18 protein-coding genes are annotated in these 24,108 nt (G+C 73.1%); 4 read left to right on the forward strand and 14 right to left on the reverse strand.

The features are described 5' to 3' along the window. Positions 1–79: 79 nt before the first annotated feature. Positions 80–1,501, forward strand: a complete 1,422-nt coding sequence (locus ACWCQK_RS14645) for a PP2C family protein-serine/threonine phosphatase (protein WP_451155475.1) — start codon at positions 80–82, stop codon at positions 1,499–1,501. Between the two features lie 4 nt (positions 1,502–1,505). Here the strand turns inward: ACWCQK_RS14645 and ACWCQK_RS14650 are convergent, their stop codons facing one another. Continuing rightward, a complete protein-coding gene (locus ACWCQK_RS14650) occupies positions 1,506–2,996 on the reverse strand; it encodes a DNA-binding protein NsdB (RefSeq protein WP_451155476.1) in 1,491 nt (496 codons plus the stop codon). A gap of 233 nt (positions 2,997–3,229) precedes the next feature. Here ACWCQK_RS14650 and ACWCQK_RS14655 point away from each other — a divergent pair, with 233 nt between their 5' ends. Next, positions 3,230–4,372, forward strand: a complete 1,143-nt coding sequence (locus ACWCQK_RS14655) for an aminoglycoside phosphotransferase family protein (protein WP_451155477.1) — start codon at positions 3,230–3,232, stop codon at positions 4,370–4,372. A gap of 361 nt (positions 4,373–4,733) precedes the next feature. Beyond that, complete coding sequence (locus ACWCQK_RS14660) at positions 4,734–6,698, forward strand: N-acetylmuramoyl-L-alanine amidase (protein ID WP_451155478.1); 1,965 nt, start codon at positions 4,734–4,736, stop codon at positions 6,696–6,698. A gap of 10 nt (positions 6,699–6,708) precedes the next feature. Here the strand turns inward: ACWCQK_RS14660 and ACWCQK_RS14665 are convergent, their stop codons facing one another. The 8 genes from ACWCQK_RS14665 to ACWCQK_RS14700 all read right to left on the reverse strand — a co-directional run bounded on the left by ACWCQK_RS14665 (position 6,709) and on the right by ACWCQK_RS14700 (position 15,737). Then, complete coding sequence (locus ACWCQK_RS14665; RefSeq protein WP_351606116.1) at positions 6,709–7,206, reverse strand: hypothetical protein; 498 nt, start codon at positions 7,204–7,206, stop codon at positions 6,709–6,711. Between the two features lie 273 nt (positions 7,207–7,479). Next, complete coding sequence (locus ACWCQK_RS14670) at positions 7,480–10,371, reverse strand: helix-turn-helix transcriptional regulator (protein WP_451155479.1); 2,892 nt, start codon at positions 10,369–10,371, stop codon at positions 7,480–7,482. Between the two features lie 67 nt (positions 10,372–10,438). Next, positions 10,439–11,098: a CGNR zinc finger domain-containing protein gene (locus ACWCQK_RS14675; protein WP_451155480.1), complete on the reverse strand. Its 660-nt coding sequence runs from the start codon at positions 11,096–11,098 to the stop codon at positions 10,439–10,441. Between the two features lie 273 nt (positions 11,099–11,371). Continuing rightward, the gene (locus tag ACWCQK_RS14680) at positions 11,372–11,614 is read right to left on the reverse strand and encodes a DUF397 domain-containing protein (RefSeq protein ID WP_451155481.1); all 243 of its coding nucleotides are present in this window, start codon (positions 11,612–11,614) and stop codon (positions 11,372–11,374) included. 119 nt (positions 11,615–11,733) lie between these two features. Then, a complete protein-coding gene (locus ACWCQK_RS14685) occupies positions 11,734–12,900 on the reverse strand; it encodes a thiolase domain-containing protein (RefSeq protein WP_451155482.1) in 1,167 nt (388 codons plus the stop codon). Continuing rightward, the gene (locus ACWCQK_RS14690; RefSeq protein ID WP_451155483.1) at positions 12,897–13,964 is read right to left on the reverse strand and encodes a thiolase domain-containing protein; all 1,068 of its coding nucleotides are present in this window, start codon (positions 13,962–13,964) and stop codon (positions 12,897–12,899) included. Before ACWCQK_RS14690 ends, ACWCQK_RS14685 begins: the two co-directional genes overlap by 4 nt. Next, positions 13,961–14,902: a Zn-ribbon domain-containing OB-fold protein gene (locus ACWCQK_RS14695; RefSeq protein WP_451155484.1), complete on the reverse strand. Its 942-nt coding sequence runs from the start codon at positions 14,900–14,902 to the stop codon at positions 13,961–13,963. The genes ACWCQK_RS14690 and ACWCQK_RS14695 overlap by 4 nt, the downstream gene beginning before the upstream one ends. Before the next feature lie 34 nt (positions 14,903–14,936). Further along, positions 14,937–15,737, reverse strand: coding sequence for a crotonase/enoyl-CoA hydratase family protein (locus ACWCQK_RS14700; protein ID WP_451155485.1), 801 nt, complete (start codon positions 15,735–15,737; stop codon positions 14,937–14,939). 175 nt (positions 15,738–15,912) lie between these two features. Between ACWCQK_RS14700 and ACWCQK_RS14705 the strand changes: the two genes are divergently transcribed. Continuing rightward, positions 15,913–17,538: an acyl-CoA synthetase gene (locus ACWCQK_RS14705; RefSeq protein WP_451155486.1), complete on the forward strand. Its 1,626-nt coding sequence runs from the start codon at positions 15,913–15,915 to the stop codon at positions 17,536–17,538. A gap of 67 nt (positions 17,539–17,605) precedes the next feature. Here ACWCQK_RS14705 and ACWCQK_RS14710 read toward each other — a convergent pair whose 3' ends face one another. From ACWCQK_RS14710 to ACWCQK_RS14730, 5 genes are all read right to left on the reverse strand, one after another. After that, positions 17,606–19,108: an acyl-CoA synthetase gene (locus ACWCQK_RS14710; RefSeq protein WP_451155487.1), complete on the reverse strand. Its 1,503-nt coding sequence runs from the start codon at positions 19,106–19,108 to the stop codon at positions 17,606–17,608. 45 nt (positions 19,109–19,153) lie between these two features. Then, a complete protein-coding gene (locus ACWCQK_RS14715) occupies positions 19,154–20,704 on the reverse strand; it encodes an acyl-CoA synthetase (RefSeq protein WP_451155488.1) in 1,551 nt (516 codons plus the stop codon). Further along, on the reverse strand, positions 20,701–21,813 hold the full coding sequence (locus ACWCQK_RS14720; protein ID WP_451155489.1) for an NAD(P)H-dependent flavin oxidoreductase: 1,113 nt from the start codon (positions 21,811–21,813) through the stop codon (positions 20,701–20,703). Before ACWCQK_RS14720 ends, ACWCQK_RS14715 begins: the two co-directional genes overlap by 4 nt. 54 nt (positions 21,814–21,867) lie before the next feature. Then, a complete protein-coding gene (locus tag ACWCQK_RS14725) occupies positions 21,868–22,452 on the reverse strand; it encodes a GNAT family N-acetyltransferase (protein WP_451155490.1) in 585 nt (194 codons plus the stop codon). Positions 22,453–22,533: 81 nt separating this feature from the next. After that, the gene (locus ACWCQK_RS14730) at positions 22,534–24,102 is read right to left on the reverse strand and encodes a phytoene desaturase family protein (protein ID WP_451155491.1); all 1,569 of its coding nucleotides are present in this window, start codon (positions 24,100–24,102) and stop codon (positions 22,534–22,536) included. Between the last annotated feature and the right edge of the window lie 6 nt (positions 24,103–24,108).

Below are 24,108 nucleotides of genomic sequence, written 5' to 3' on the forward strand. Positions count from 1 at the left end.
ACGGAGTCGCGGGCTGTGCAACAGTCGTAACGGTCCTTCCGTCAGCCTTGGTCGTACCGTCCCCGCATCGGAGTGCGTCATGCCGTCCCATCTCTCTGCGGACCGCCCCGCCGCCCAGCCGCCGGGACGCGGCTCGGTCGACGCGCTGATATCGCAGACGCGGCGGCTCAAGGGCGAGGTCGACGCCGTACGACGGGACGCACCGGCCGACGGGACCCACCCGGAGGGACGCTGGCAGCGCGCACTGTACGACCTGGCGCTGCACCAACTCAACGATCTCGACACGCATTTGGCGCAGCTGCGGGACGGTCCGCCGGCGGCGCCCGAGCCGTTGGCCGTCCCCGAACCCGCCCCGGCCGCGCCCGGACCCGACGCGCTGCTCAGCCGGGTCGGCAGTGCCGAGTGGAACCTGCTCACGGACGAGGCCAGTTGGTCGGGCGAGCTGTACCAGATTCTCGGCCGGGACCCCGGCGCCGCCCCGCTCACCCTCGACGAACTGCCGTCCCTGGTCCACGAAGAGGACCGGCCGATGCTGACGGCGATGGTCACGGACTGCCTCGTCGACGCCAAACCCATCGACGGGGAGTTCCGGGTCGTGCGCCCGGACGACGAGGTCCGCACCGTGCACATGATGGGCGAACCCGTGCTCGACGCCGACGGCGGCACCGTCTCGATGTGGGCCGTGCTGCGGGACGTCAGCGAACTGCGGCGCAGCCAGCGGGCGGTGAGCGAGACCCGTGACTCGCTCCAGCGCCACCGGCACCGCGCGCGGACCGAGCACCGGCTCGCGGTCGAGCTCCAGGAAGCCGTGCTGCCACCGTGGCGCGGCTCCCTGCGGCTCCCGCGCCAGGGTCCCCGGTCGCTGGACCTGGCCGCCCACTACCTCCCCGCGTCGGCCGGCGCCCGGATCGGCGGCGACTGGTACGACGCGCTGGAACTGCGCGACGGCGAGACACTGCTGAGCGTCGGCGACCTCACCGGACACGGACCGGCCGTCACCTCCGGCATGGCGATGCTGCTGGGTGCCCTGCGCGGGATGGCGATGGCCGGCACCGAGCCGGCCCAACTGATGACCCTGCTCAACCAGTTGCTCGACGCCGCCGTGCAACCCGCCCTGGGCAGCGCCATCTGCTGCCGCTACCGGCCCGCGACCCGCACCCTGTGCTGGGCCCAGGCCGGACACCCCGCCCCGCTGCTGTACCGCGGCGGAACGGGGCGCAGGCTCGACACCCCCGACGGCATGCTGCTCGGCGCCACCTCGGGAGCCGGCTACGGACAGGCCGAAGAGATCCTCGAGGTCGGCGACCTGCTCCTGTTGCACACCGAGGGACTGGTACCCGGTCACAGCCGGACGAGCGCCGTGGACCGACTCCTCGACCTGGCCCCGCGTTTCGGCCAGGCGCGCACCGCGCAGGACTGCGTACGCACGGTCGTGGAGGAGTTCGGCGGAACCGAACGGCAGGGCGACGGGTGCGTGCTGCTGGCCAGGGTGGCCTCGTAGCCCCCTAGGCCCGGGTGCTGTCAGCGCTCTTCGCCGGCTTCGGCAGCGCCAGAAGGATCTCCTCCCGCAGCTCGTGGATCTTCGGGTAGCCGGCGTACTCGGCGGTGAGCCGGTACATCTCGCGCAGCCGGTCCCAGGTGCGGTGCGAGGAGTTCGAGCCCATCGACACCAGCGCGAGCCGGGCATAACGGTCCGCCTGTTCGGGGTCGTCCGCGATGAAGCAGGCGGAGGCCATGGAGAGGAAGTCGAAGATCTTCGACCGCTGCCGTCCGTCGACGCGCAGGGCCAGGGCCTTCTCCGCGTAGTGCTGGGCGTGCGCGGCCGCTCCCGGATCGTGCTCGGCCAGCGTGCGGTAGGCCAGCGCCTGCATGCCGTACAGATCCTCCTCCTTGAACATCTGCATCCAGTCCGGCGGCTCCACGTCGGCCTTGTCGGAGACGAAGAGGTCCTCCGCCCGTCCGAGGGTGCGGCGCATCGCCTGGCCCTTGCCCATCGAGGCCTGCGCCCAGGCCTCCACGGTGTAGAGCATCGCCCTGGTGCGCGGCAGCACCTGTTCGCCGGCCCCGGACTTGGCGAGCTTCATCAGATCCAGGGCGTCGTCCGGACGGCCGAGGTGCACCATCTGGCGGGCCGCCCGGGAGAGCGCCTCCCCGGCACGCGGCCGGTCACCGCCCTCGCGCGCGGCGTGCGCGGCGATCAGGAAGTACTTCTGGGCCGTGGGCTCCAGGCCGACGTCGTGCGACATCCAGCCCGCGAGTACGGCGAGGTTGGCGGCGACGCCCCACAGGCGCCGCTGGAGATGAGAGGGATGATGGTAGGCGAGCATGCCGCCCACCTCGTTGAGCTGGCCCACCACGGCCTTGCGTTGCAGGCCGCCGCCGCGGGCCGCGTCCCAGGCCCGGAACACCTCGACGGAGCGTTCCAGCTCCTCCACTTCCTGCGCCCCGACGGGAGCGGCCTCGTAGCGGTCGAACCCGGCGGGGTCGGCGTGCAGGGGGTGGTCGAAGTGGGGAGCGTCGGCGGAGAGGGTCGGATCGGTGTGCAGCCATTCGTGCATGGCGCTGCTGAGGGCGGATCCGGCGGCGAGCGCGGCACCCGCGCCCACCAAGCCGCGTCGGTTGAGCATGAGGTCCATTCCCGTGAATTCGGTGAGGACCGCGGCAGTCCGCTCGGGCGCCCACGGCACACCGTCGGGATGCTCCACACCCCCGGCGCCCTGCCGTTTCCCCGCACGCCCGTGCCGGACCAGACCGAGGTCCTCGATGGTCACGACACGGCCGAGACGCTCGGTGAACAGGGCTGCCAGCACCCGCGGCACCGGATCGCGCGGGATCTCTCCCACGTCGATCCACCGCCGCACCCGGGAGGTGTCGGTCGACAGCTGGGGGTGGCCCATGGCCGCCGCCTGCCGGTTGACCAGCCTCGCGAGTTCACCCTTTGACCAGCCGGCCAGGCCGAACAGGTCCGAAAGGCGGGTGTTGGGTTCTCCGCTCACGTCAAGCCCCCAGGTTCTCGGCTGAGTTGACAGTAGCCCGGTGAGAGTTGCCGGGCGACTATTCGCCAGGCTTCGCCAGGGTGCGCCAGATGGTGTGCCACTGGGCGACGGGTGTCAGGTAGGAAAGCGCCACCCCGACCCGGTCGCCGAGGGACATTCCCCAGGATGCACTTGGGCGGCCGGGCGGGGCAGCGCACTGACGTCGCAGGCACACGAAGGGATCTGTTTCGCCCATGTACGCAGCATCGTCCTCCGTGTCCGCTCCGCCCCGGCCCCTGCACTCCCGCCCGGGCGGCAGCGGCCCCTACCTCGACCCCGCGCGGTCGACGGCGGCCCCCGTCATCGGGACGGGCCGGCCGCGGCGCGCCCCGGGTGTCGGAACCCAACCGCTCAGCGGGAGAATCGACTTGTCCGGCCCTCAGGGCGCCCAGCTGCGCGCGGCGATCGCGTCGGTGCACCGGATCTGCCCGGAGTTCGCCCCGGTGCAGGTGCTGCGCCGCAGCGGGCGCTCGGTGCTCCTCGTCGGCACGACGGGACGCAGCACGGCCGTCGCCAAGTGCTTACTGGATCAATCCCCCGTGTGGGCCGAGCGCTACCGGCACGAAATAGCCGCGTACCGCACGTTCGTCCGGCACCGCCCCCCGGTGCGGGCGCCGAGGCTGATCGCGGCGGACCCGGACAACTGCACCCTCGTGATCGAGCGGATGCCCGGACGAGTGGCGGCCCTCCAGCGACACCCGGCCGAGGCCCCGCCCCGGACCGACATCCGCACGGCGCTCGGCGCGATCTGCCGGCTCAACGCCTGGCGTCCGCCGGCGGGCACGTTCGACGCGCCCCTCGACTACGCGGCCCGCATCTCCCGGGACCACGAGCTGGGGCTGCTCACCGACCGGGACATGGGCGACCTCCAGAAGCTGCTGCACGGCATCTCGCTCGCCTCGGGCCGCCAGGGCATGGGGCAGTTCTGCCACGGCGACGCACTGCTCTCGAACATCCTGCTCTCACCGGCCGGTCCAGTGCTGGTGGACTGGGAGCACGCGGGCTGGTACCTGCCGGGCTACGACCTGGCGACGCTGTGGTCGGTGCTCGGGGACGCGCCGGTGGCCCGTCGGCAGATCAGCCAGGTCGCCCAGGCGGCGGGACCGGCGTCACGGGACGCGTTCCTGGTGAACCTGATGCTCGTCCTGACCCGTGAGATCCGCACCTACGAGACGGCCGTACAGCGGTCGCTGCACGAGGCGGCCCCGGCGGCACCGGGAGCGCCCTCCCAGGGGGCCGCGCCCTCCGGCGAGGAACAGCGGCTGCTGCTGCGCCGGCTGCACGAGGACTGCCAGCTGGCCCGGCGGGCCGTACGCGCGGCGGTCGGCACGCGCTGACGCGGACGTAGGGCGGCGGTGCGCACCGGGACGACCGGCGCGCACCGCCGCCCTACGTCGTATCCGACCCCATGCGCGGGGCGTTCGCCGTATCCGGCCTCTCCCACCCCGAACCTGCGCCACGTCCGCCCGCACGCACCACGAAACTTCGTCGTCTCCGGCCGTGCGCGGCACGGCCATTGGTGTAAGCCACTGACGCCCCGCAGGCCCGCGGGCCGCCGCCACGAAACTCCCCGCTCCCCACGCTGACATGGGAAAGAGCGCCCCACTGGGCATGATTGACGGATCGTCGCCGAGCCGGTAGCACTGTCACGCCCGGCCCCGCACGGCTCATCGCGCTCGACTGTCCCAGGAGGCTGCATTGCGAGGATCCACCGACCCCAACCGAACCTCCGGGCCCCGACGCGCACGCAGGACGGCGGGCACCGTAGCGGCCGCCGCACTCCTGCTGCCGCTGCTCGGCGCGGCCCCGTCCGCCGGCGCCGCGGACCCCGCGGGGAGCCTCCAGCGGGCGTTCGCCGACGCGTCCGCCGAGTACCACGTGCCGCAGAGCGTCCTGCTCGGCGTCTCCTTCCTCCAGTCCCGCTGGGACGCGCACGCGGGGGCGCCGAGCGTCACCGGCGGGTACGGCCCGATGCATCTCACCGACGCCCGCACCGCGCTCGCGCGGACACCGCACCACAGTGAGGGCACGGAGGACGCGCGCGGCGACAGCGCCCGTCCGGCCCTGGTCCCGAAGACGGAGGTGCCGCGCGACGCGGAACTCCCCGACCGGCTCAAGACGCTGGCGAAGGCCGCCGGACTGACCGGGCTGAGCGCGGAGAAGCTGCGCACCGACCCCGCCGCCAACGTGGCGGGCGGCGCGGCGCTCCTCGTCGCCGCCCAGCAGGACCTGGGCGAGCCGCTGAGCGCCGATCCGGCCGCCTGGTACGGGGCGGTGGCCCGCTTCTCCGGCGCGGACGACAGCGCGACGGCTGCGGCGTACGCGAACGACGTGTTCGACGTGCTGCGCGGAGGCCAGCAGCGCACCACGGACGCCGGGCAGGTGGTCGCCCTGACGGCGCAGCCCGCGCTCGCCCCGGACACCGCGCAGCTGGCGCGGACGGGTCTGCGCAAGGCGTCCGCCGACGGCACGGAGTGCCCGAAGTCGGTGTCCTGCGAGTGGATCCCGGCTCCGTACGAGGAGTTCGGGGACAACGACTACGGCAACCACGACCTGGGTGACCGGCCGGCGTCGCAGGGCATCCGGTACATCGTCATCCACGACACCGAGGGCGCCTGGGACGGGGTCCTCAACCTGGTGCAGGACCCGACCTATGTGTCGTGGAACTACTCGCTGCGCTCCACCGACGGCCACATCGCCCAGCATGTGAAGGCGAAGGACGTGGCCTGGCACGCGGGCAACTGGTACATCAACGCCAAGTCGGTCGGCCTGGAGCACGAGGGCTTCCTCGCCTCGCCGGACGCCTGGTACACGGAGGCGATGTACCGCTCGTCGGCGCGTCTGGTGAAGTACCTCGCCAAGAAGTACGACATCCCGCTGGACCGGCAGCACATCCTCGGGCACGACAACGTGCCCGGCCCGACCACGTCGACCGTCCCCGGCATGCACACCGACCCGGGCCCCTTCTGGGACTGGCGCCACTACTTCGAGCTGCTCGACCACCCCTTCGAGCGCGCCGCGGGGAAGAACGGCGGTCTGGTGACGATCCTCCCCCGCTACGCGGCGAACCAGCCGGTGTACACGGGGTGCGTCACCTCGGGCGAGCCGTGCGCGGCCCATGGCTCCAGTGAGGTCCGGCTGTACTCCGACCACGACACGAGCGCGCCGCTGATCAAGGACATCGGTCTGGGGACGACCCCGACCACCGGGGTGAACGATCTGTCCTCACGGGTGTCCACCGGCCAGCGGTACGCGGTCGCCGAGCGCTGGGGCGACTGGACGGCGATCTGGTACCTGGGCCAGAAGGCCTGGTTCCAGAACCCGCGCAAGCAGCCGACCGCGGTGAACGCGGCCGGACTGGTGATCACGCCGAAGGACGGTCTGGACAGCATCCCCGTGTACGGCCGGGCCTACCCGGAGGCGACGGCCTATCCGGCGGGTGTGCCCGCCCAGGCGGTGTCGCCGCTGCCGTACAAGGTGCTCGCGGGCCAGCGGTACGCGGTCGGCGACAAGGTGCCGGGCGAGTACTACTACGCGGTCACCTTCACCACCGACTCGCACAAGGTGGTCGTGGGCACGGATCTGTACTACGAGATCCAGTACGGCCACCGGGTGGAGTTCGTGCGCGCCGCGGATGTCCGCGTGGTGCGCTCCGCCCGCTAGCGGAGCGGCCTCAGCCCTGCTGGAAAAGCTCCGCCGGGAGCGGCTTCAGCAGGGCGTAGAGGTCGTCGGTGATGGGGCGGTCCCAGGCGGCGATGGTCACCAGGACGTTGTCGCTCCGGTCGAACTGGACGCAGGAGATCCGGCCCTCCGACAGCTTCAGACGGCGCACGATCAGCAGGTTGTCGCCCTGCATCACGGGCATGTCCTCGGTGCCGACGACGGTCACCTCCTCGTCGTTCTCCAGCGCGAGCAGCAGCTGGGCGACCTCGAAGGGGATCTCTCCCTCGGCGACCTCGCGGGCCGGGGAACCCTCGGGCAGATTCCCGATGATCATCGCGGGGCCGCGACCGCCGAAGAGGTCGTAGCGCAGGAAGACACCCTGGCAGCTGCCGTCGGGGGCGGGCAGCAGGCCCGCGCCCAGGTTGCCGGGCCAGTCGCCCGGGTCCATGGCCAGGACGTCGAAGTCGGGCCCGGCGGGAGTGGCGCTACGGCGGCGGAGGAACGACATGCGGCCATGGTACGTGCCCGGAGGTGTTCGGCGACGTGCGGGCGCCGTGTTCCAGCGGGCGGCCGAGCGGCTCGGCGGGACGCCGTCCGTGACCCGGGCGGTCCGGACCCGGCGGGACCGGGCCGCACCGGGCCGATCGGCCGGCGATGCCCGCCCCGGGGGCCTCCCGACGGGTCCCGGGGCACCGTGATCCGATCGGGTGCCGCCGGGTCCGGCGCGGCCGGGCCTCCGTCCGGCAGGTGATCGGGCCTCTGTCCGGCAGGTGGCCGGGACTCAGTCCGGCAGGTGGTCGGCCAGCGCGACGGGCAGTCCCGTACGGTCGGTGCCGATCTTGCGGCAGACGGCCGAGAGCAGGCGTACGACGGTCTGCTCGTCGGTCTGCAGTTCCCGGGCGATCTCGTGGTCGTCGATGCCCTGGGCGGCCAGGGTCGCCGCGGCGCGCTCGCGGGCGGTGAGGGTGTCGGTCTCGGCGGTGTGCAGCCGGCGGGGGCGCAGTCCGTTGGCGGCGAGTGTGTCGCGGGCCTCGGCGGCGAGGCCGTCGGCACCGCACTGCACCGCCGTGTCGAGGCCGCGGTAGAGATGTTCGGCGGCTTCGTCGGCGCGGCCGGCGCGGTAGAGCTCGGTGCCGAGGCAGACCAGGGCGCAGGCGAGTTCGTAGGCGGCCGGGGAGCGCTCCAGGTGGGCCACGGACTCCTCGAGGTACTTGACCCGGGCGGAGCCCGAGGAGACCTCGGCGGCGATGCGCAGCGCCTGGCCGATCGTGGACGGGGCGCCGAACTGGCGGGCGCGGGCGAGTGCTTCGAGGGCGGTGGCGACGGCGCGCTCGGGGGCGTCCTGGCTCTCGGCGCGGGCGAGGTGGAGCTGCCAGGGACACCAGGCGGGGTTGCGGATACCGCGCGGTTCCAAGCGGCGCCCGGCGGCGGCCAGTTCGGCCGCGGCCTCCTTGGTCAGGCCGCGCGCGAGCAGCAGTTCGCCGTGCACGGTCTGGGAGTCGGGGAAGACGACGGCGGCCGGGAACGGCGCCGAGAAGCAGTGCTCGTCGGCGGTCTGCGCGGCCTCGGCGACCCGGCCGCGGGCGATCAGGACCTCGATGAGGATGCCGACCGCGTACCAGTGGGCGGGGGTGTCGGGGCCGACCCGCTGGGCGAGCCGCAGGCCGGCGCGGACGAAGTCCTCGGCCTCGGCGAGCCGGCCGCGCCGGTAGCGGACGTAGGCGAGGAGGGTGTAGGCGAAGGAGAGGTGGGCGCCGCGCCAGCCCTGGCGTTCGTAGTCGGCGATGCCGGCGGCGAAGAGTTCCTCGGTGCGGCCCGGCCGGTCGGCGTACATGAAGGCGAGGGCGACCAGGACGGGCACCTCGAAGCCCCGGTCGGGTTCGGCGAAGCGCAGGCCGCCGTCCAGGGCGCGTTCGGCGTGCTGGAGGGCGACGTGGGCGGGTTCGCCGCGCTGGATCGCGTCCCAGGTGCGCAGCCCGATGATGTAGCGCTCGGTGAGGTCGCGGCCCTTGAGCCGGTCGGCGAGCCTGCTGAGGCGGCGGGAGCGGGCCGGGTGGTCGGGTTCGTCGGCGCGGAAGGCGTCCCACATGAACTCCTCCGCGACCATCCGCAGCCTGACCCGGGCGTCGTCGGTGACGCGGATCTCGCGGGCCAGGGTCTCGGAGGCCTCGGCGAGGCGGTCGCTGTGGGCGAGGACCTGGGAGAGGCGGTAGACGATGTGGTGGCGCAGCTCCGGGTCGGCGATCGGCTCCTCCAGGGCGGCCCGGAGGTGGTTGACGGTGGTCGCCGGTTCGGTGAGCAGGGAGGCGCAGCCGAGTTCGTAGAGGATGGCCGCCCGGTCCTCGGCGGTCGGGGGTTCGCGCAGGGCGCGGGCGAGGTAGCTGCGGGCGGCGTCGGGGGCGCCGGCCCGGAGGGTCTCGCCGGCGGCGGCGCGCAGCTGGTTCACGACCCAGGGGTCGCCGTCGGGGTGGGTCTCCAGGAGGTGGCGGGCGGCGGCCGCGGGGCCGAGTCCGGCGTCGACCACGCACCAGGCGGCCTGGCCGTGCAGGGCGACGCGGAACCCGGCGGGGATGTTGCGGTAGACGGCGGTGGCGATCAGCGGGTGGACGAACTCCAGGGTGCTCTCGCCGGTGAGGATGCGGGCGCCGCGCAGGGCGTCGGCGGCGTCGGCGGCCTCTTCGTGGCCGAGTCCGGCGACGGCGGCGGCGAGGGCGATGGGGATCTCGGTGCCGAGGACGGCGCAGGCCCAGGCGAAGCGGACGGTGGAGGTGCCGAGGCGCTCGATGCGGGCGATCAGGCCGCTGCCCTTGGCCGCCGCCGCGAGGTCGCGCAGCAGGTGGGCGCCGTCCTCGGTCGGCGTGAGTCCGCGGTCGCGCACCTTGGCCGTCAGTTCGACGGTCTCGAACGGGTTGCCCGCGGTGACGGCCCAGCACTCGCGGCAGAACGCGTCGTCGGCGTGGCCGCCGACCGCCTCGCGCACCAGCCGGGCGACGGCGCCGGCGCTCAGCGGCTCCAGGTCGATGGGGCGTGAGCCGGCCCGGCCGGGCAGCCGTCGGAACGACTCGGCGTGTTCGGGGAGTTCGTCGGGCCGGTAAGCGACGACGACCAGCAGCGGGAGTTCCTCGGCGCGAGGGGCGAACGCGGCCAGCCAGCCCAGGGATTCGGGGTCGGCCCAGTGCGCGTCGTCGAGCAGCAGGACCATCGGGGCGCGCCGGACAGCGAGGTGGGTGAGCACCCAGTCCAGCCCGTCGCGCAGGCCCTGCTGGTCGGGCGGGGCGCCCTCGGTCGGGGCGCAGATGCCGAGCGCGGGGCCGACGATGTCGTACCAACTGCCCAGCGAGGAGCGCAGTTCGGCCTCGGAGGCACCCGCGAACTGGGGCTGGAGGAGCTGGCGGGCGACGTGGAAGGCGACGCGCTGTTCCTGGTCGCCGCCGCGGGCGGAGAGCACGGTGCAGCCGAGGGCGTCGGCGCGGCGGCGGACCTCGCCCAGCAGGGTGGTCTTGCCGATGCCGGCGTGTCCGGCGAAGGCGAGCAGGGCGCCGCGCGGCCGGTCGGTCGGTTCGGCGCCGTCCGCGCGCAGGCCGGTCAGCTCGCTCAACGCCTCGTCGGCGGCGGCGAGTTCGCTCTCACGCTCGAAGAGGGTCCTTCTGCCGCGTGCGTGGTACTGCCCCATGGTGCACCCCCTGTCACGGTGGCCCACTCGCGCGGGGAGCGGACGGGCACCATGACCTACAGGCAGCTCAGCGTACGCCTTCCGGGGGTTGCGCGACCCGCCCTTGGGCGTTACCGGTCGAAGGTGTTCGGGCGTCCGGTCGGTGCCGTTCGTGATGGCGGGCGACCCGGGCGCGGTTGCCGCAGGACGGCTTGCACCATTCCTGGCGCGGGTGCTCCTTGAGGAAGTAGCGCACACAGCGCGGTGCGTGGCAGGCGCGCAGCCGGTGCCGGTCGGGGCCGGTGAGGAAGGCGATCGCGGCTGTGGCGAGCACCGCGGTGAGGTCGCCCCGCGCCACCGCGGCCGGGCGCCGCACGAAGGGGGCGGTGCTCTCGGGCCAGTGCAGGACGGGCACGGTGGGCCGACGGGCGGCGGCGGTGTTGAGGCGCTCGAGTGCCTCGGGCACGGGCAGCAGCCGGGCGGCGTCGGCGGGGCTCGGCTCGGCCGGCCGCACGGCGTGGGCGAAGAGCGCGCGGACGGCGGCGCGCAGGTCGTGCACGGCGGCGAGGGCGGCCGCGTCGGCGACGAAGCCGGCCGCGTCGGGTACGGCGTCGGGGTGGGCGCGGACCCAGGCGGTGAGACCGGCGGGGTCGGTCAGGTCGTCGGCGATCCCGCCGTTGCCGTCGTGCCTGAGGGTGAGCGCGAGATCGAGGGCGAGCGCGGTGTCCGTGCCGGGCGTGTCCTGCATGGGCCCGATGATAGGCGCGCGGTCTCCGGTCGGCTCCGGGGGAGGCGGCCGGCCGCTCGCGCGTCCCGGCGGACCGCTCGCGCGTCTCCGCGGACCGCTCGCACGTCACCCTTACGAGCGACGCCGGAACCCGCGTGCGGCGGTGCCGAACACCGCTTTCACGTCCTGGGGCGGCCTGCCCACGGCAATGGCCCCAGGACGGCGTACCGGCTCGCGAGGCCGCGACGGCGGGCGTGCCACGCCCGGAGCGGCCCGCGGTTCACCCCCGGCGGCTCATGTGAGGTCGAACTCCCCTTCCCGTGCGCCCGACACGAACGCGCCCCACTCCGCCGGAGTGAAGATCAGGGACGGGCTCTGTGGACGGCCGCTGTTGCGCATCGCGATGAATCCCTCGACAAAAGCGATCTGAACATCCCCCCGGCCTCGGCTGCTGGACTGCCACTCGGCGTTGCTGAGGTCCAGCTCCGGCTTGTCCCAGCTCGTGAACGGCTGCTGCTGGATGGTGCTCTCGGCCACGTCCGTGCTCCTCCCGATTCGTCGTCCGCGGGCCAGCCTAGCGATCGGTTCCTACCGCCGACAGGCCACGTGAGGGGGACCTTTCGGGAGGCGTCGGCGGGGTGCGCGCGCACGCGCTCTCAGGCGTCCGGGGGCTGTGCTCCCACGAGCCACATGGAGAAGAACTGGGAGCCGCCCCCGTAGGCGTGCCCGAGTACCCGGCGGGCCCGCTCCACCTGGTGTTCCCCGGCCTGCCCGCGCACCTGGAGCGCCGCCTCGGCGAAGCGGATCATGCCGGAGGCGCCGATGGGGTTGGACGACAGCACCCCGCCCGACATGTTGACCGGCAGATCGCCGTCCAGTTCGGTGACCCCCGCCTCGGTGAGTTTCCAGCCACCGCCCTCCTCGGCGAAGCCGAGGTTCTCCAGCCACATGGGCTCGTACCAGGAGAACGGCACGTACATCTCGACGGCGTCGACGTCCCGCCGCGGGTCGGCGATCCCGGCCTGCCGGTAGACGTCGGCGGCGCAGTCCTGTCCGGCCCGCGGCGACACCGCGTCCTTGCCGGCGAAGAGGGTGGGTTCGCTGCGCATGGCGCCGCCGAGCATCCAGGCCGGCGGCCGGGGGGCGCGTGCCGCTCCCGCCCGGTCGGTGAGGACCATCGCGCAGGCGCCGTCGGAGGAGGGGCAGGTCTCCGAGTAGCGGATCGGGTCCCACAGCATCGGTGAGGCCTGGACCTTCTCCAGGGTGATGTCGTGCTCGTGCAGATGCGCGTAGGGGTTCTTCAGGGCGTTGCGGCGGTCCTTGTAGGCGACCAGGGAGCCGACCGTGTCGGGGGCGCCGCTGCGCCGCATGTAGGCCCGTACGTGCGGGGCGAAGAAGCCGCCCGCCCCGGCCAGCAGCGGCTGCTGGAACGGGATCGGCAGGGACAGGCCCCACATGGCGTTCGACTCGGACTGCTTCTCGAAGGCGAGGGTCAGGACGGTGCCGTGCACCCGGGCCGCGACCAGGTTGGCGGCGACGAGCGCGGTGGACCCGCCGACCGAGCCGGCCGTGTGCACCCGCAGCATGGGCTTGCCGACCGCGCCGAGCGCGTCGGCGAGGTACAGCTCGGGCATCATGACGCCCTCGAAGAAGTCGGGCGCCTTTCCGATGACGACGGCGTCGATGTCGGCCCAGTCCAACTCGGCGTCGTCGAGGGCGCGTCGGGCGGCCTCGCGGACGAGTCCGGCGATCGACACGTCCTGTCGGGCCGCCACGTGTTTGGTCTGGCCGATGCCTACGACGGCCACGGGTTCCTTGCTCATCGCGGATCCCCTTCGAGTACGGCGACCAGGTTCTGTTGCAGACAGGGGCCGGAGGTGGCGTGGCCGAGGGCCCGGTCGGAGTCGCCCCGGTGGACGGCCGCGGCGGCCTCGCCGACGCGGATGAGTCCGGCGGCCATCATCGGGTTGGCGGCGAGCGCTCCGCCGGAGGGGTTGACGCGCACGTCGTCGCCGAGCCGCAGCGCCTTGCGCAGCACGACCTGCTGAGCGGTGAACGGCGCGTGCAACTCGGCGGTGTCCACGGGCCGTTCGAAGGCACCGGCCCGCTCGGCGGCCAGCCGGGCGGACGGGGAGTCGGTCAGGTCGCGCACCCCCAGGCTGTGCGCCTCGATGCGGTGGTCGATGCCGCGGATCCAGGCGGGCCGCGCGCACAGCCGCCTGGCCCGCTCCCCCGCCGCGAGGATCACGGCGGCGGCGCCGTCGCCCACGGGCGGGCAGTCGCCGGTGCGCAGCGGCTGTACGACGTAGTCCCCGTGCGGCACCGAACCCCGCAGCTGGGCGTGGGGGTTGGCGGTGGCGGCCGCTCTGTCCCGGGCGGCCACGGCGGCGAGCGCGGGCTCGTCGGTGTCCCCCGCGTCGATGAGTGCCCGTGCCTGGAGGGCGGCGAGCGCCACGGCGTCGGGCCACAGGGGGGCGACGTAGTACGGGTCGAGCTGCCGGGTCAGCACGTCGCGCAGGGAGCCGGGCGAGGACTTGCCGTACGCGTAGACGAGGGCCGTGTCCGCGTCGCCGGTGAGCAGCTTGGTCCACGCCTCGTACAGCGCCCAGGCGCCGTCCATCTCGACGTGCGACTCGGAGATGGGGGGCCAGGCGCCGACGCCGTCGAGGGCGAGCGTGAACGAGAAGGCGCGGCCGGCCAGGTAGTCGCAGGAGCCGGAGCAGGTGAAGTCGATGTCGGCGGTCTTCAGGCCGGTGTGGTCCAGTACTTCGTGCAGGACCGGCATGAGCAGTTCCACCTCGGAGAGCTCGTCGGTGGTGCGCCGGTGGTCGCTCTGGGCGAAGGCGACGACGGCGATCTCACGGCCCGGGGCCGGTTCGCGGGTCACAGCAGCTCCTTGTAGGTGTCGTAGTCCGCGTCGGGTTCGCCGGTGGGCCGGTAGTGGTCGGGGTGGCGGGAGTCCGGTGTCCACACGGGTTCGACGCGCAGGCCCATGCGCACCTGGTCGTAGGGGATGCCGCCGATGCGGCCGTGCAGCGCGAGGTCGGCGCCGTCGAGGGCGATGTGCGCGTAGACGTAGGGGACTTCGATGTCCAGGTTCTTCGCCTTGATGTTGACGATGCAGAAGGTGGTGACCGTGCCGCGTGGGCCCACCTCCACCCGCTCGGTGGTGGCGACGCCGCAGGTGGGGCAGGCGCCCCGGGGCGGGACGTACACCTTGTGGCAGGAGGGGCAGCGTTCGCCGACGGTCCGCCGCCGCGCGAGCGCGCCGAGGTAGGCGGTCTGGGCGCGGCCGGGCGAGTAGGTGTAGTCGAGGCGGGCGGGGGCGACGACACGGGTGACCGGGTCCTCGAACGTCCCGGCGCTGCCGGTCGGCCGGCCCGGCTCGCCGTCGTACGGTTCGAAGCAGGCGATGTCGGTGATGGCGCCGGTGCGCCGCTCGGCCCAGCGGATCCGCACGCGCAGACCGGTGTGCACGCGGTCGGGGCCGGGGGCGTCGAGGGCGTGCAGGAGGGCGGTGTCGGCGCCGTCCAGGCGGACCAGGACCCAGGCGAAGGGGGTGTCGAGGGGCTGGCCGCGGCGGGGGGCGTGGTTCCAGGCCCAGGTGGTGACCGTGCCGGTGGCGGCGACCTCGACGAGGTCGCGGATCTCGTCGGCGGTGACCGGGTCATACTCGACGGGCGGGACGAGGACGCGGCCGTCGCCGGCGCGCACCCCGAGGACGACGCGTTCGCGCAGTCCGGTCAGGAAGGCGCTCTGCACCGGGCCGAGGGAGCGGGTGAAGGGGAACTCGACGACGAGCGGGGCTTTGAGGACTTCGGGCATGGCGGCTCTCTCTCCTCGGCGGGTCGGGCGCGGGTCAGGCCCGCTTGTAGACGGGCGGCCGCTTCTCCGCGAAGGCGCGGGCGCCTTCCTTGGCGTCGGCGGTGTCGAAGACCGGCCAGCCGCGCTTGAGTTCGGCCGCGAGCCCGTCGGTCTCGGTCAGCTCGGCGGTCTCGTACACCGACGCCTTGACGGCTTCGACGGCGAGCGGGGCGCAGGAGTTGACGAGTTCGGCGATCTCCAGGGCCTTGGTCAGCGCCGTGCCGTCGGGGACGACGTGGCCGATCAGGCCGATGCCGGCCGCCTCCCGGGCGCTGTAGGGGCGGCCGGTGAGGAGCATCTCCAGGGCGTGGGTGCGCGGGATCTGGCGTTGCAGCCGGACCGTGGAGCCGCCGATGGGGAACAGGCCTCTTCTGACCTCGAAGAGTCCGAAGGTCGCGGACTCGCCGGCCACCCTGATGTCGGTGCCCTGGAGGATCTCCGTGCCGCCCGCGACGCAGTACCCCTCGACGGCGGCGATCACCGGCTTGCGCGGGCGGTGGTGGCGCAGCATCGCCTTCCAGTGCAGATCGGGGTCGGCCCGCAGCCGGTCGCGGTGGCGCTCGCCGTCCATGCCCTGACCGGCCAGGGCCTTCAGGTCCATGCCGGCGCAGAAGGCGCCGCCCGCGCCGGTGAGCACGACCGAGCGGACGCTGTCGTCCGCGTCGGCCTCGGTCCAGCCGTCGTAGAGGCCGACGAGCATCCCCAGCGAGAGCGCGTTCCTGGCTTCCGGCCGGTCGAGCGTGAGCACCAGCGTGGCGCCTTCGCGCCGCACGGTGAGGTGTTCGGTTCCACCCATCGCCCTCTCCCCTCTCGAAGAACGAGAACAGGTTGCAGTAGGCGGGGAGGCACTTCAAGGGTTTTCTGACAGTCAGTCAGATTTATTCGCGCGGACCCTTCACAGTTGTCGTGCCCTTTGCTCTGATGACCGGCGAACCGTCGGATGCCAGGCACGCCCGGGGTCAGGAGGAACGGTGGAGTACAACCTTGCCGACCTGTTCGAGTCGGTCGTCGACGTGGTGCCGGACCGCGAGGCGCTGGTGTACGTCGACCACCCCGGCACGGGCGCGCGGCGCCGTCTGACGTACGCGGAGCTGGACGCGGCGGCCAACCGCGTCGCGCACCACCTCGTCGCCGCCGGGATACGACCGGGCGAGCACCTCGGGCTGCACCTGTACAACGGCGTCGAGTACCTCCAGACCGTGCTGGCGTGCCTGAAGGCGCGGATCGTCCCGGTGAACGTCAACTACCGGTACGTGGAGGAGGAGTTGACCTACCTGTACCGGGACGCCGATCTGGTGGCGCTGGTCTTCGACGCGGAGTTCACGGACCGGGTGGCGGCGGCGCTGCCCCGGGCCCCGAAGCTGCGGCACCTGCTGCGGGTGGGAGAACCGGGAGCCGAGACGTCCCAAGCCGCTGTGAACGCGGTGCCGTTCGCGGAGGCGGAGGCTTCGGGGTCGCCCGGGCGCGGCTTCCCGGCGCGCTCGGGCGACGACCAGTTCATCATCTACACCGGCGGGACCACCGGCATGCCCAAGGGGGTGATGTGGCGTCAGGAGGATCTGTTCTTCTCCGGGCTCGGCGGCGGGGCGCCGACGGGCGAGCCGGTGCACAAGCCGCAGGAGCTCGCCGAGCGCGTCGCGGCCGGCGGCTCGGGCATCACCTTCTTCCCCACTCCCCCGCTCATGCACGGCACCTCCACCCTCACGGCGTTCATCGGCTTCAACTTCGGTCAGCGCATCGTGCTGCACCGCAAGTTCGTGCCCGAGGAAGTGCTGCGCACGGTCGAGACGGAGCGGGTCACCAGCATGTCGCTGGTCGGTGACGCCATGCTGCGCCCGCTCATCGACGCGCTGAGCGGCCCCATGAAGGGCACGGACTGCTCCTCGATGTTCAGCGTGTCGTCCTCGGGCGCGATCATGTCGGAGACCGTGCGCCGGCAGTTCCTCGCCCTCGTCCCGAACGTGATGCTCCTGAACAACTTCGGCTCCTCCGAGTCCGGCTTCAACGGCACCGCGACCGCGGACTCCGGCCCCGAACGCGGCTTCCGCATCCGGGTCAACTCCCGTACCCGGGTCGTCGATCCGGCGACGTACGAGTCCATCGCCGTCGGTGAGACCGGCCGGGTCGCGCAGTGCGGACACGTGCCGCTGGGCTACTACAACGACCCGCGGAAGACCGCCGAGACGTTCTTCGAGAAGGACGGCGAGCGGTGGGTGCTGCTCGGCGACATGGCGACCGTCGACGAGGAGGGCGTGGTCACCGTCCTCGGCCGCGGCTCGCAGTGCATCAACACCGGTGGCGAGAAGGTGTATCCGGAGGAGGTCGAGCAGGCGCTCAAGTCCCATCCGGACGTGTACGACGCGCTGGTGGCCGGGGTGCCGGACGTCCGCTGGGGCAACCACGTGGCGGCCGTGGTGGAGCTGCGCACGGGCGCGGTGCGGCCGTCCCTGGAGGACATCCAGGCCCACTGCCGCACCCACCTCGCCGGGTACAAGATCCCGCGCCAGCTGGTGATCGCCGACACCATCCGGCGCTCACCGAGCGGCAAGGCCGACTACCGGTGGGCGCGGGAGGTGGCGGTGGTCCAGGACCGCTGACGGCACCGGCCGCCGCGCCGAGGCCGGCGGCGGCGCGCACGGGGGCCGCCGGGACGGGCGGGCCCGCTCACACGTGGCCGTCGAAGCGCTCCCGCAGCTCCCGCTTGAGGATCTTCCCGCTGGCGTTGCGCGGCAGTCCCTCCACGAACAGCACCCGCTTCGGCGCTTTGAAGGAGGCGAGCTTGTCGCGGGCGTGGGCGATGAGTTCGGCCTCGGTGACCTCGCCGCGCGGGACGACGACCGCGGTGACCGCCTCGATCCAGCGCTCGTCGGGCAGGCCGACGACAGCGACCTCGGCGACCTGCTCGTGGGTGTACAGCGCGTCCTCGACCTGGCGGGAGGCGACCAGCACGCCACCGGAGTTGATGACGTCCTTGACCCGGTCGACGATGGTGAAGTAGCCGTGGGCGTCGCGCACCGCGAGGTCGCCGGAGTGGAACCAGCCGTCGCGGAAGGCGTCGGCCGTCTCCTCGGGCTTGTCCCAGTAGCCCTCGCACAACTGCGGTGAGCGGTAGACGATCTCACCGGGGGTGCCGTCGGGGACGTCCTTGCCGTCCTCGTCGACGACCCTGGCGTCCACGAAGAGGACCGTACGGCCGCAGGAGTCCATCCGGCCCTTGTGCTCGCCGGGGGCGAGGACCGTGGCCAGCGGGCCGATCTCGCTCTGGCCGAAGCAGTTGTAGAAGTCCAGCTTCGGCAGGCGCTCGCGCAGCCGTTCCAGGACCGGGACCGGCATGACCGACGCCCCGTAGTAGGCCTTGCGCAGGCCGCCGAGGTCGCGGGTGGTGAAGTCGGGGCGGTCGGCCAGGCCGATCCACACCGTCGGCGGCGCGAACAGGCTGTCCACGCTCCCCGCCTCGATCAGGTCGAACAGCGTGTCGCCGTCCGGCGCGTCGACGATGACGTTCGTCGCGCCGACCGCCAGGTAGGGCAGCAGGAAGACGTGCAGCTGCGCCGAGTGGTAGAGCGGGAGGGAGTGCACCGGGCGGTCGCCCGCGCTCAGGTCGAGGGCCGTGATCGCGCTCAGGTACTCGTGGACCAGGGCGCGGTGGGTCATCATCGCGCCCTTGGGCAGGGCCGTCGTGCCCGAGGTGTAGAGCAGCTGGACCAGGTCCTCGGCCCGCGGCTCCGGGCCGTCGTAGGCCGGTGCCGCCGCCTGCCGTGCCAGCAGGGAGTCGTCGCTGTCGCGCAGCGCGAGCGTACGGACTCCGGCGGGCAGCCGCCCGGCCAGGTCCGGGTCCGTCAGGACCAGCGCGCTGCCCGACTGAGCGACGAGGTACGCGAGGTCGTCGCCGGTCAGGTTCTGGTTGACCGGCACGTGCACCAGACCCGCGCGGGCGCAGGCGAGGAAGGCGATCAGGTAGGCGTCGGAGTTGTGGCCGTAGGCGCCGACCCGGTCGCCGGGGGCGAGTCCCTCGTCGAGCAGGACGCTCGCCGCGCGGGAGACGGCCGTGTCGAGTTCGTCGTAGGTCCAGGCGCGGTCGCGGTAGTTCACCGCGACGCGCGCCGGGGTGCGACGGGCGCTGCGCCGCAGCACCCCGTCGACCGTGCTCCCGTGTCCAGACGTCATGGGACCTGATCCTGCGTGCGCGGAAGAAGGAGGTCAAGCGGCTCGTCACACCGCCCGGGTCCGGCCCTCCCAGTAAGGATCGCGCAGCCGTCGTTTGTAGAGCTTGCCGTTGGGGTCGCGGGGCATCTCCGTGACGAAGTCGACCGTCCTCGGTCGTTTGTAGCCGGCGAGCCGTCCGGCGCAGTGGCCGAGGATCGCGGCGGCGAGGTCCGGGCCGGGTTCGTGTCCGGGGGCCGGTTCGACGACCGCCTTGACCTCCTCGCCCCAGTCGTCGTGCGGGATGCCGAAGGCGGCGGCGTCGGCGACGGCGGGGTGGGCGAGCAGCGCGGACTCGATCTCGGCCGGGTAGATGTTGACCCCACCGGAGATGATCATGTCGATCTTGCGGTCGCGCAGGAAGAGGTAGCCGTCCTCGTCGAGCAGGCCCAGGTCACCGACGGTGAAGAAGTCACCGATGCGGTTCTTGCGCGTCTTGGCCTCGTCCTTGTGATACGAGAAGCCGCCGGTGTTCATCTTCAGGTAGACGGTGCCGAGTTCACCGGGCGGGAGCCGGTTGCCGTCGTCGTCGAAGATCGCCAGTTCGCTGATGGGCCACGCCTTGCCGACGGTGCCGGGCTTCTTCAGCCAGTCCTCGGCGGTGGCGAAGGCGCCGCCGCCCTCGCTGGCCGCGTAGTACTCCTCCACGCAGTGGCCCCACCAGTCGATCATGGCGCGTTTGACGTGGTCGGGGCAGGGCGCGGCGCCGTGGATGGCGTGCCGCATGGTGGAGACGTCGTAGGACCGCCTGATGTCCTCGGGCAGCGCGAGCAGCCGGTGGAACTGGGTCGGGACCATGTGCGTGTGGGTGCACCGGTGGGCGTCGACGATCCGGAGCATGTCCTCGGGCGTCCACCGGTCCATCAGCACCAGGCGGTGGCCGATGTGCAGGGAGGCGCCCGCGAACTGGAGGACGGCCGTGTGGTAGAGCGGCGAACAGACGAGGTGGACGTTGTCGTCGTGGGGCCTGATGCCGAAGATGCCGAGGAAGCCGCCGAGGTAGGACTCCTCGGGGAGCTTGTCCGGCAGCGGGCGGCGGATGCCCCGGGGCCGTCCTGTGGTGCCCGAGGTGTAGTTCATGACCCACCCGAGGGTGCGGTCGGCGGGCGCCGACTCCGGTTGCCCCGCGAGGAGTTCGCCGTACGGGCGGAAGCCCTCGACCGTGCCGACGGCGTACCGGCGGCCGGCCGGCAGTCCGGCCTCGTCGGCGGCCCGGCGGGCGGTGTCCGCGAACCGTTCATGGGCGATCAGCACCTTGGCGCCGGAGTCGGCGACGATCCAGGCGATCTCGGGGGCGACGAAGTGGTGGTTGACGGGGACGAGGTAGAACCCGGCCTGGGTGGCGGCCAGGTAGGCGGTGAGGAACTCGGCCGAATTGGGCAGGACGACCGCGAAGGAGTCGCCGGGTCCGAGTCCGGCCGCGCGCAGTCCGTGCACCAGGCGGTTGGCGGCCGCGTGCAGGCGTCCGGCGGTCCACTGCTCGCCGTCGGGGGCGACGAGGACCGTGCGGTCGGGTTCGGCGGCGGCCTGGGCCCAGAATCCGGCGGGGGGTGTGCTCACGACTGTCCGCTCCTTCCGGCGATGCGGTTGATGCGGTCGACGGCCTGCTCGAAGCCGCGGGTGAGGTCGTCGAAGACGGCCTGGACCGGGCGTTCGCTGTTCATACGGCCGACGATCTGGCCGACGGGTGTACCGAGCAGGGGGTCGATCTCGTACTTCTGGATGCGGGAGACGGCGTCGGCGACCAGCAGGCCCTGGAGGGGCATGGGGAGGGTGCCGGGCCCGTCCGGGGCATCCCAGGCGTCGGTCCACTCGGTGCGGAGCTGGCGCGCGGGCTTCCCGGTCAGGGCCCGGGAGCGGACGGTGTCGCCGGAGCCTGCGGCGAGCAGTTTGCGGGTCAGGGCGGGCGAGGAGAGGTCGGCCTCGGTGGTGGTGAGCCACAGCGAGCCCAGCCACACGCCCTGGGCGCCGAGCGCGAGGGCGGCGGCGATCTGCCGGCCGCTGCCGATGCCGCCGGCGGCGAGGACCGGCAGCGGGTCGACGGCCTCGACGACCTCGGGGGTCAGCACCATGGAGGCGATCTCCCCGGTGTGACCGCCGCCCTCGTAGCCCTGGGCGACGACGATGTCGATGCCGGCGTCCTGGTGCTTGCGGGCGTGCCGGGCACTGCCGGCCAGCGCGGCCACGAGCACGCCCCGGTCGTGGGCACGCGCCACGACGTCCGCGGGCGGCGAGCCGAGGGCGTTGGCGAGCAGCCGGATGGGGTGCTCGAAGGCGACGTCGAGCTGGGTGCGGGCGACCTGCTCCATCCAGCCGGTGATGCGCCAGCCGGACGCCTCGCCCTCCGCGAGCTCGGGCACCCCGTACTTGGCGAGGGTGTCGGTGACGAACCGCCGGTGCCCCTCGGGGATCATCGCCTCGACGTCGGCCTCCGTCACGCCCTCGACCTTCTTCGCGGGCATGACGACATCGAGGCCGTAGGGCCTGCCGTCGAGATGGGCCTCGATCCAGTCGAGGTCGCGCTTGAGGTCGTCCGGGTCGGTGTAGCGGACCGCGCCGAGCACGCCGAAGCCGCCGGCCCGGCTGATGGCCGCGGCGACGGCGGGGAACGGCGTGAAGCCGAAGACGGCGTGCTCGACGCCCAGTTTCCTGCTCAGCTCCGTCTGCATGGGCGCAGGATGCCGCAGCCGTCCCGCCGACGGAAGACCTTTTCTGATGCTCCGTCAGATTTCTGGCCGCGGGTCCGCGCGGACCAGGGTGTGCAGATGGCCTTCGACGGGGAAGGCCGGCGGAGCCGCGGGCTGCGCAGCGGCGAAGGCGAACCCGGCCTTCACCGCGACGCGGCAGGATGCGGCGTTGTCCTGCCGGTGCAGGAGGTCGAGCCGGGTCAGCCCGTCGCCGGCGAAGGCGGTGAACGCCCAGTGCGCGAGTGCGCCCAGGGCCCGCGGGGCCACCGACCGGCCCCGGGCGTGCGCCGCCGTCCAGTAGCCGACCTCGGCGCACGGGGCGCCGGCGACGGGCCGCTTCAGGACCACGTGTCCCGACGGCCGTCCGTCGGCGCCGTCCGTCCCCGCCTCCAGGACAGCGAACGCGAACCGGTCACCCGCCGCCCACCCCCGTTCCTGCGCCCGGACCCAGCGCGCCGCGCCCTCCTCGTCGTCCACCGCCCCGCTGGTCCAGCGGCGCAGCGCCTGGTCGCGGTACACCTCGACCAGGCCGGGAGCGTCGGACCGGTCCCACGGGCGCAGGCGCAGGGCCGGCGCCGTGGGCGTGGCGGGCGCCTCCAGTCGTACGGCTGTCATGTCCATCGGCCGATCGTAGGCGCGCGGACGCCAGGACCCGATCAGCCGCACGTCCTCCGCCGCGGCCGGCCCGCGTCCCGTCGACGGTCAGTCCTCGCCCTCCTCCAGCACGGCCATCGCCGCGTTGTGTCCCGGCACCCCGCTGACCCCGCCGCCGCGCACCGCGCCGGCCCCGCAGAGCAGCACGTTGGCATGCCGGGTCTCCACACCCCAGCGGCCGGTGCCCTCCTGGACGTACGGCCAGGACAGGTCGCGGTGGAAGATGTTGCCGCCGGGCAGCCGCAGGTCGCGCTCCAGGTCCAGCGGGGTCTTCGCCTCCAGGCACGGGCGGCCGTCGGCGTCGGTGGCGAGACAGTCGGCGAGGGGTTCGCCGAGGTGGGCGTCGAGCTGGGCCAGCGTCGACTTCAGCAGCTCCGCGCGGACGGCGTCGTTGTCGCGGGCGAACAGGCGGGCCGGGGTGTGCAGACCGAAGAGGGTGAGGGTCTGGTAGCCCTGCCGGACCAGGTCCGGGCCGAGGATCGTCGGGTCGGTGAGGGAGTGGCAGTAGATCTCGGAGGGCGGCGCGGTCGGCAGGTCACCCGCGGCCGCCTGGGCGTGCGCGGCGCCCAGTTGTTCGTAACCCTCGGCGATGTGGAAGGTCCCGGCGAACGCCTCGCGCGGGTCGACGGAGCTGTCGCGCAGCCTCGGCAGCCGCTTGAGCAGCATGTTCACCTTGAGCTGTGCGCCCTCCGCCGGAGCGGGCGGGGTGTCGCCGGTGAGGGCGGCCAGGTGCTGCGGGGAGGCGTTGACCAGGACGTGCCGGGCCTCGGCGACACCCTCTCCGTCGGCCGTGCGGTAGATGACCTCGGCGGTGCGCCCGTCCGTGTCGATCCGCAGCGCCTCGTGCCCGGTCGCGAGGACGGCACCGGCCTGGCGCGCCGCGGCGGCCAGGGCGTCGGTCAGGGCGCCCATGCCGCCGACGGGGACGTCCCAGGCGCCGGTGCCGCCACCGATCACGTGGTACAGGAAGCAGCGGTTCTGCTTCAGCGAGGGATCGTGGGCGTCGGCGAAGGTGCCGATCAGCCCGTCGGTGAGGACGACACCGCGGACCAGGTCGTCGGCGAAGTTCTCCTCGACGGCGACTCCCAGGGGCTCCTCGAACAGCATCCGCCAGGCGTCCTCGTCGTCGACCCGGCGGCGCAGTTCCTCGCGGGTCGGCAGCGGTTCGGTCAGGGTCGGGAACACGCGTTCGGCGACCCGGCCCGTCATGGCGTAGAAGCGCTGCCACGCCTCGTACTCGCCCGGGCCGCCGGTGAGTCGCGCGAAGGCCTCCCGGTTGCGCCGTTCGCCACTGGCGACGAGCAGGCCGGTGGGCCGTCCGTCGCGTTCCACGGGCGTGTACGAGGAGATCGTCCGCCCGCGTACCCGGAAGTCCAGGCCCAGATCGCGCACGATCTTCTTCGGCAACAGGCTGACCAGGTAGGAGTAGCGCGACAGCCGTGCGTCGACGCCGGCGAACGGTCGGGTGGAGACGGCGGCGCCGCCAGTGCGCGCCAGCCGCTCCAGCACCAGCACGGAGCGTCCGGCACGGGCCAGATAGGCGGCGGCGACCAGGCCGTTGTGCCCTCCGCCGACGATGACGGCGTCGTAACCGCGGTGTCCCTCATGAGCAGGCATGGTCCT

Source organism: Streptomyces sp. NPDC002306 (genome assembly GCF_053593435.1).

What these genes read in the sequence shown, in the direction of transcription:
- ACWCQK_RS14645 (WP_451155475.1), top strand. Translation starts at nt 80, where the DNA reads ATGCCGTCCCATCTCTCTGCGGACCGCCCCGCCGCCCAGCCGCCGGGA.
- ACWCQK_RS14655 (WP_451155477.1), top strand. Translation starts at nt 3,230, where the DNA reads ATGTACGCAGCATCGTCCTCCGTGTCCGCTCCGCCCCGGCCCCTGCAC.
- ACWCQK_RS14665 (WP_351606116.1), bottom strand. Translation starts at nt 7,206, where the DNA reads ATGTCGTTCCTCCGCCGCCGTAGCGCCACTCCCGCCGGGCCCGACTTC.
- ACWCQK_RS14670 (WP_451155479.1), bottom strand. Translation starts at nt 10,371, where the DNA reads ATGGGGCAGTACCACGCACGCGGCAGAAGGACCCTCTTCGAGCGTGAG.
- ACWCQK_RS14675 (WP_451155480.1), bottom strand. Translation starts at nt 11,098, where the DNA reads ATGCAGGACACGCCCGGCACGGACACCGCGCTCGCCCTCGATCTCGCG.
- ACWCQK_RS14685 (WP_451155482.1), bottom strand. Translation starts at nt 12,900, where the DNA reads ATGAGCAAGGAACCCGTGGCCGTCGTAGGCATCGGCCAGACCAAACAC.
- ACWCQK_RS14695 (WP_451155484.1), bottom strand. Translation starts at nt 14,902, where the DNA reads ATGCCCGAAGTCCTCAAAGCCCCGCTCGTCGTCGAGTTCCCCTTCACC.
- ACWCQK_RS14700 (WP_451155485.1), bottom strand. Translation starts at nt 15,737, where the DNA reads ATGGGTGGAACCGAACACCTCACCGTGCGGCGCGAAGGCGCCACGCTG.
- ACWCQK_RS14710 (WP_451155487.1), bottom strand. Translation starts at nt 19,108, where the DNA reads ATGACGTCTGGACACGGGAGCACGGTCGACGGGGTGCTGCGGCGCAGC.
- ACWCQK_RS14720 (WP_451155489.1), bottom strand. Translation starts at nt 21,813, where the DNA reads ATGCAGACGGAGCTGAGCAGGAAACTGGGCGTCGAGCACGCCGTCTTC.
- ACWCQK_RS14725 (WP_451155490.1), bottom strand. Translation starts at nt 22,452, where the DNA reads ATGGACATGACAGCCGTACGACTGGAGGCGCCCGCCACGCCCACGGCG.
- ACWCQK_RS14730 (WP_451155491.1), bottom strand. Translation starts at nt 24,102, where the DNA reads ATGCCTGCTCATGAGGGACACCGCGGTTACGACGCCGTCATCGTCGGC.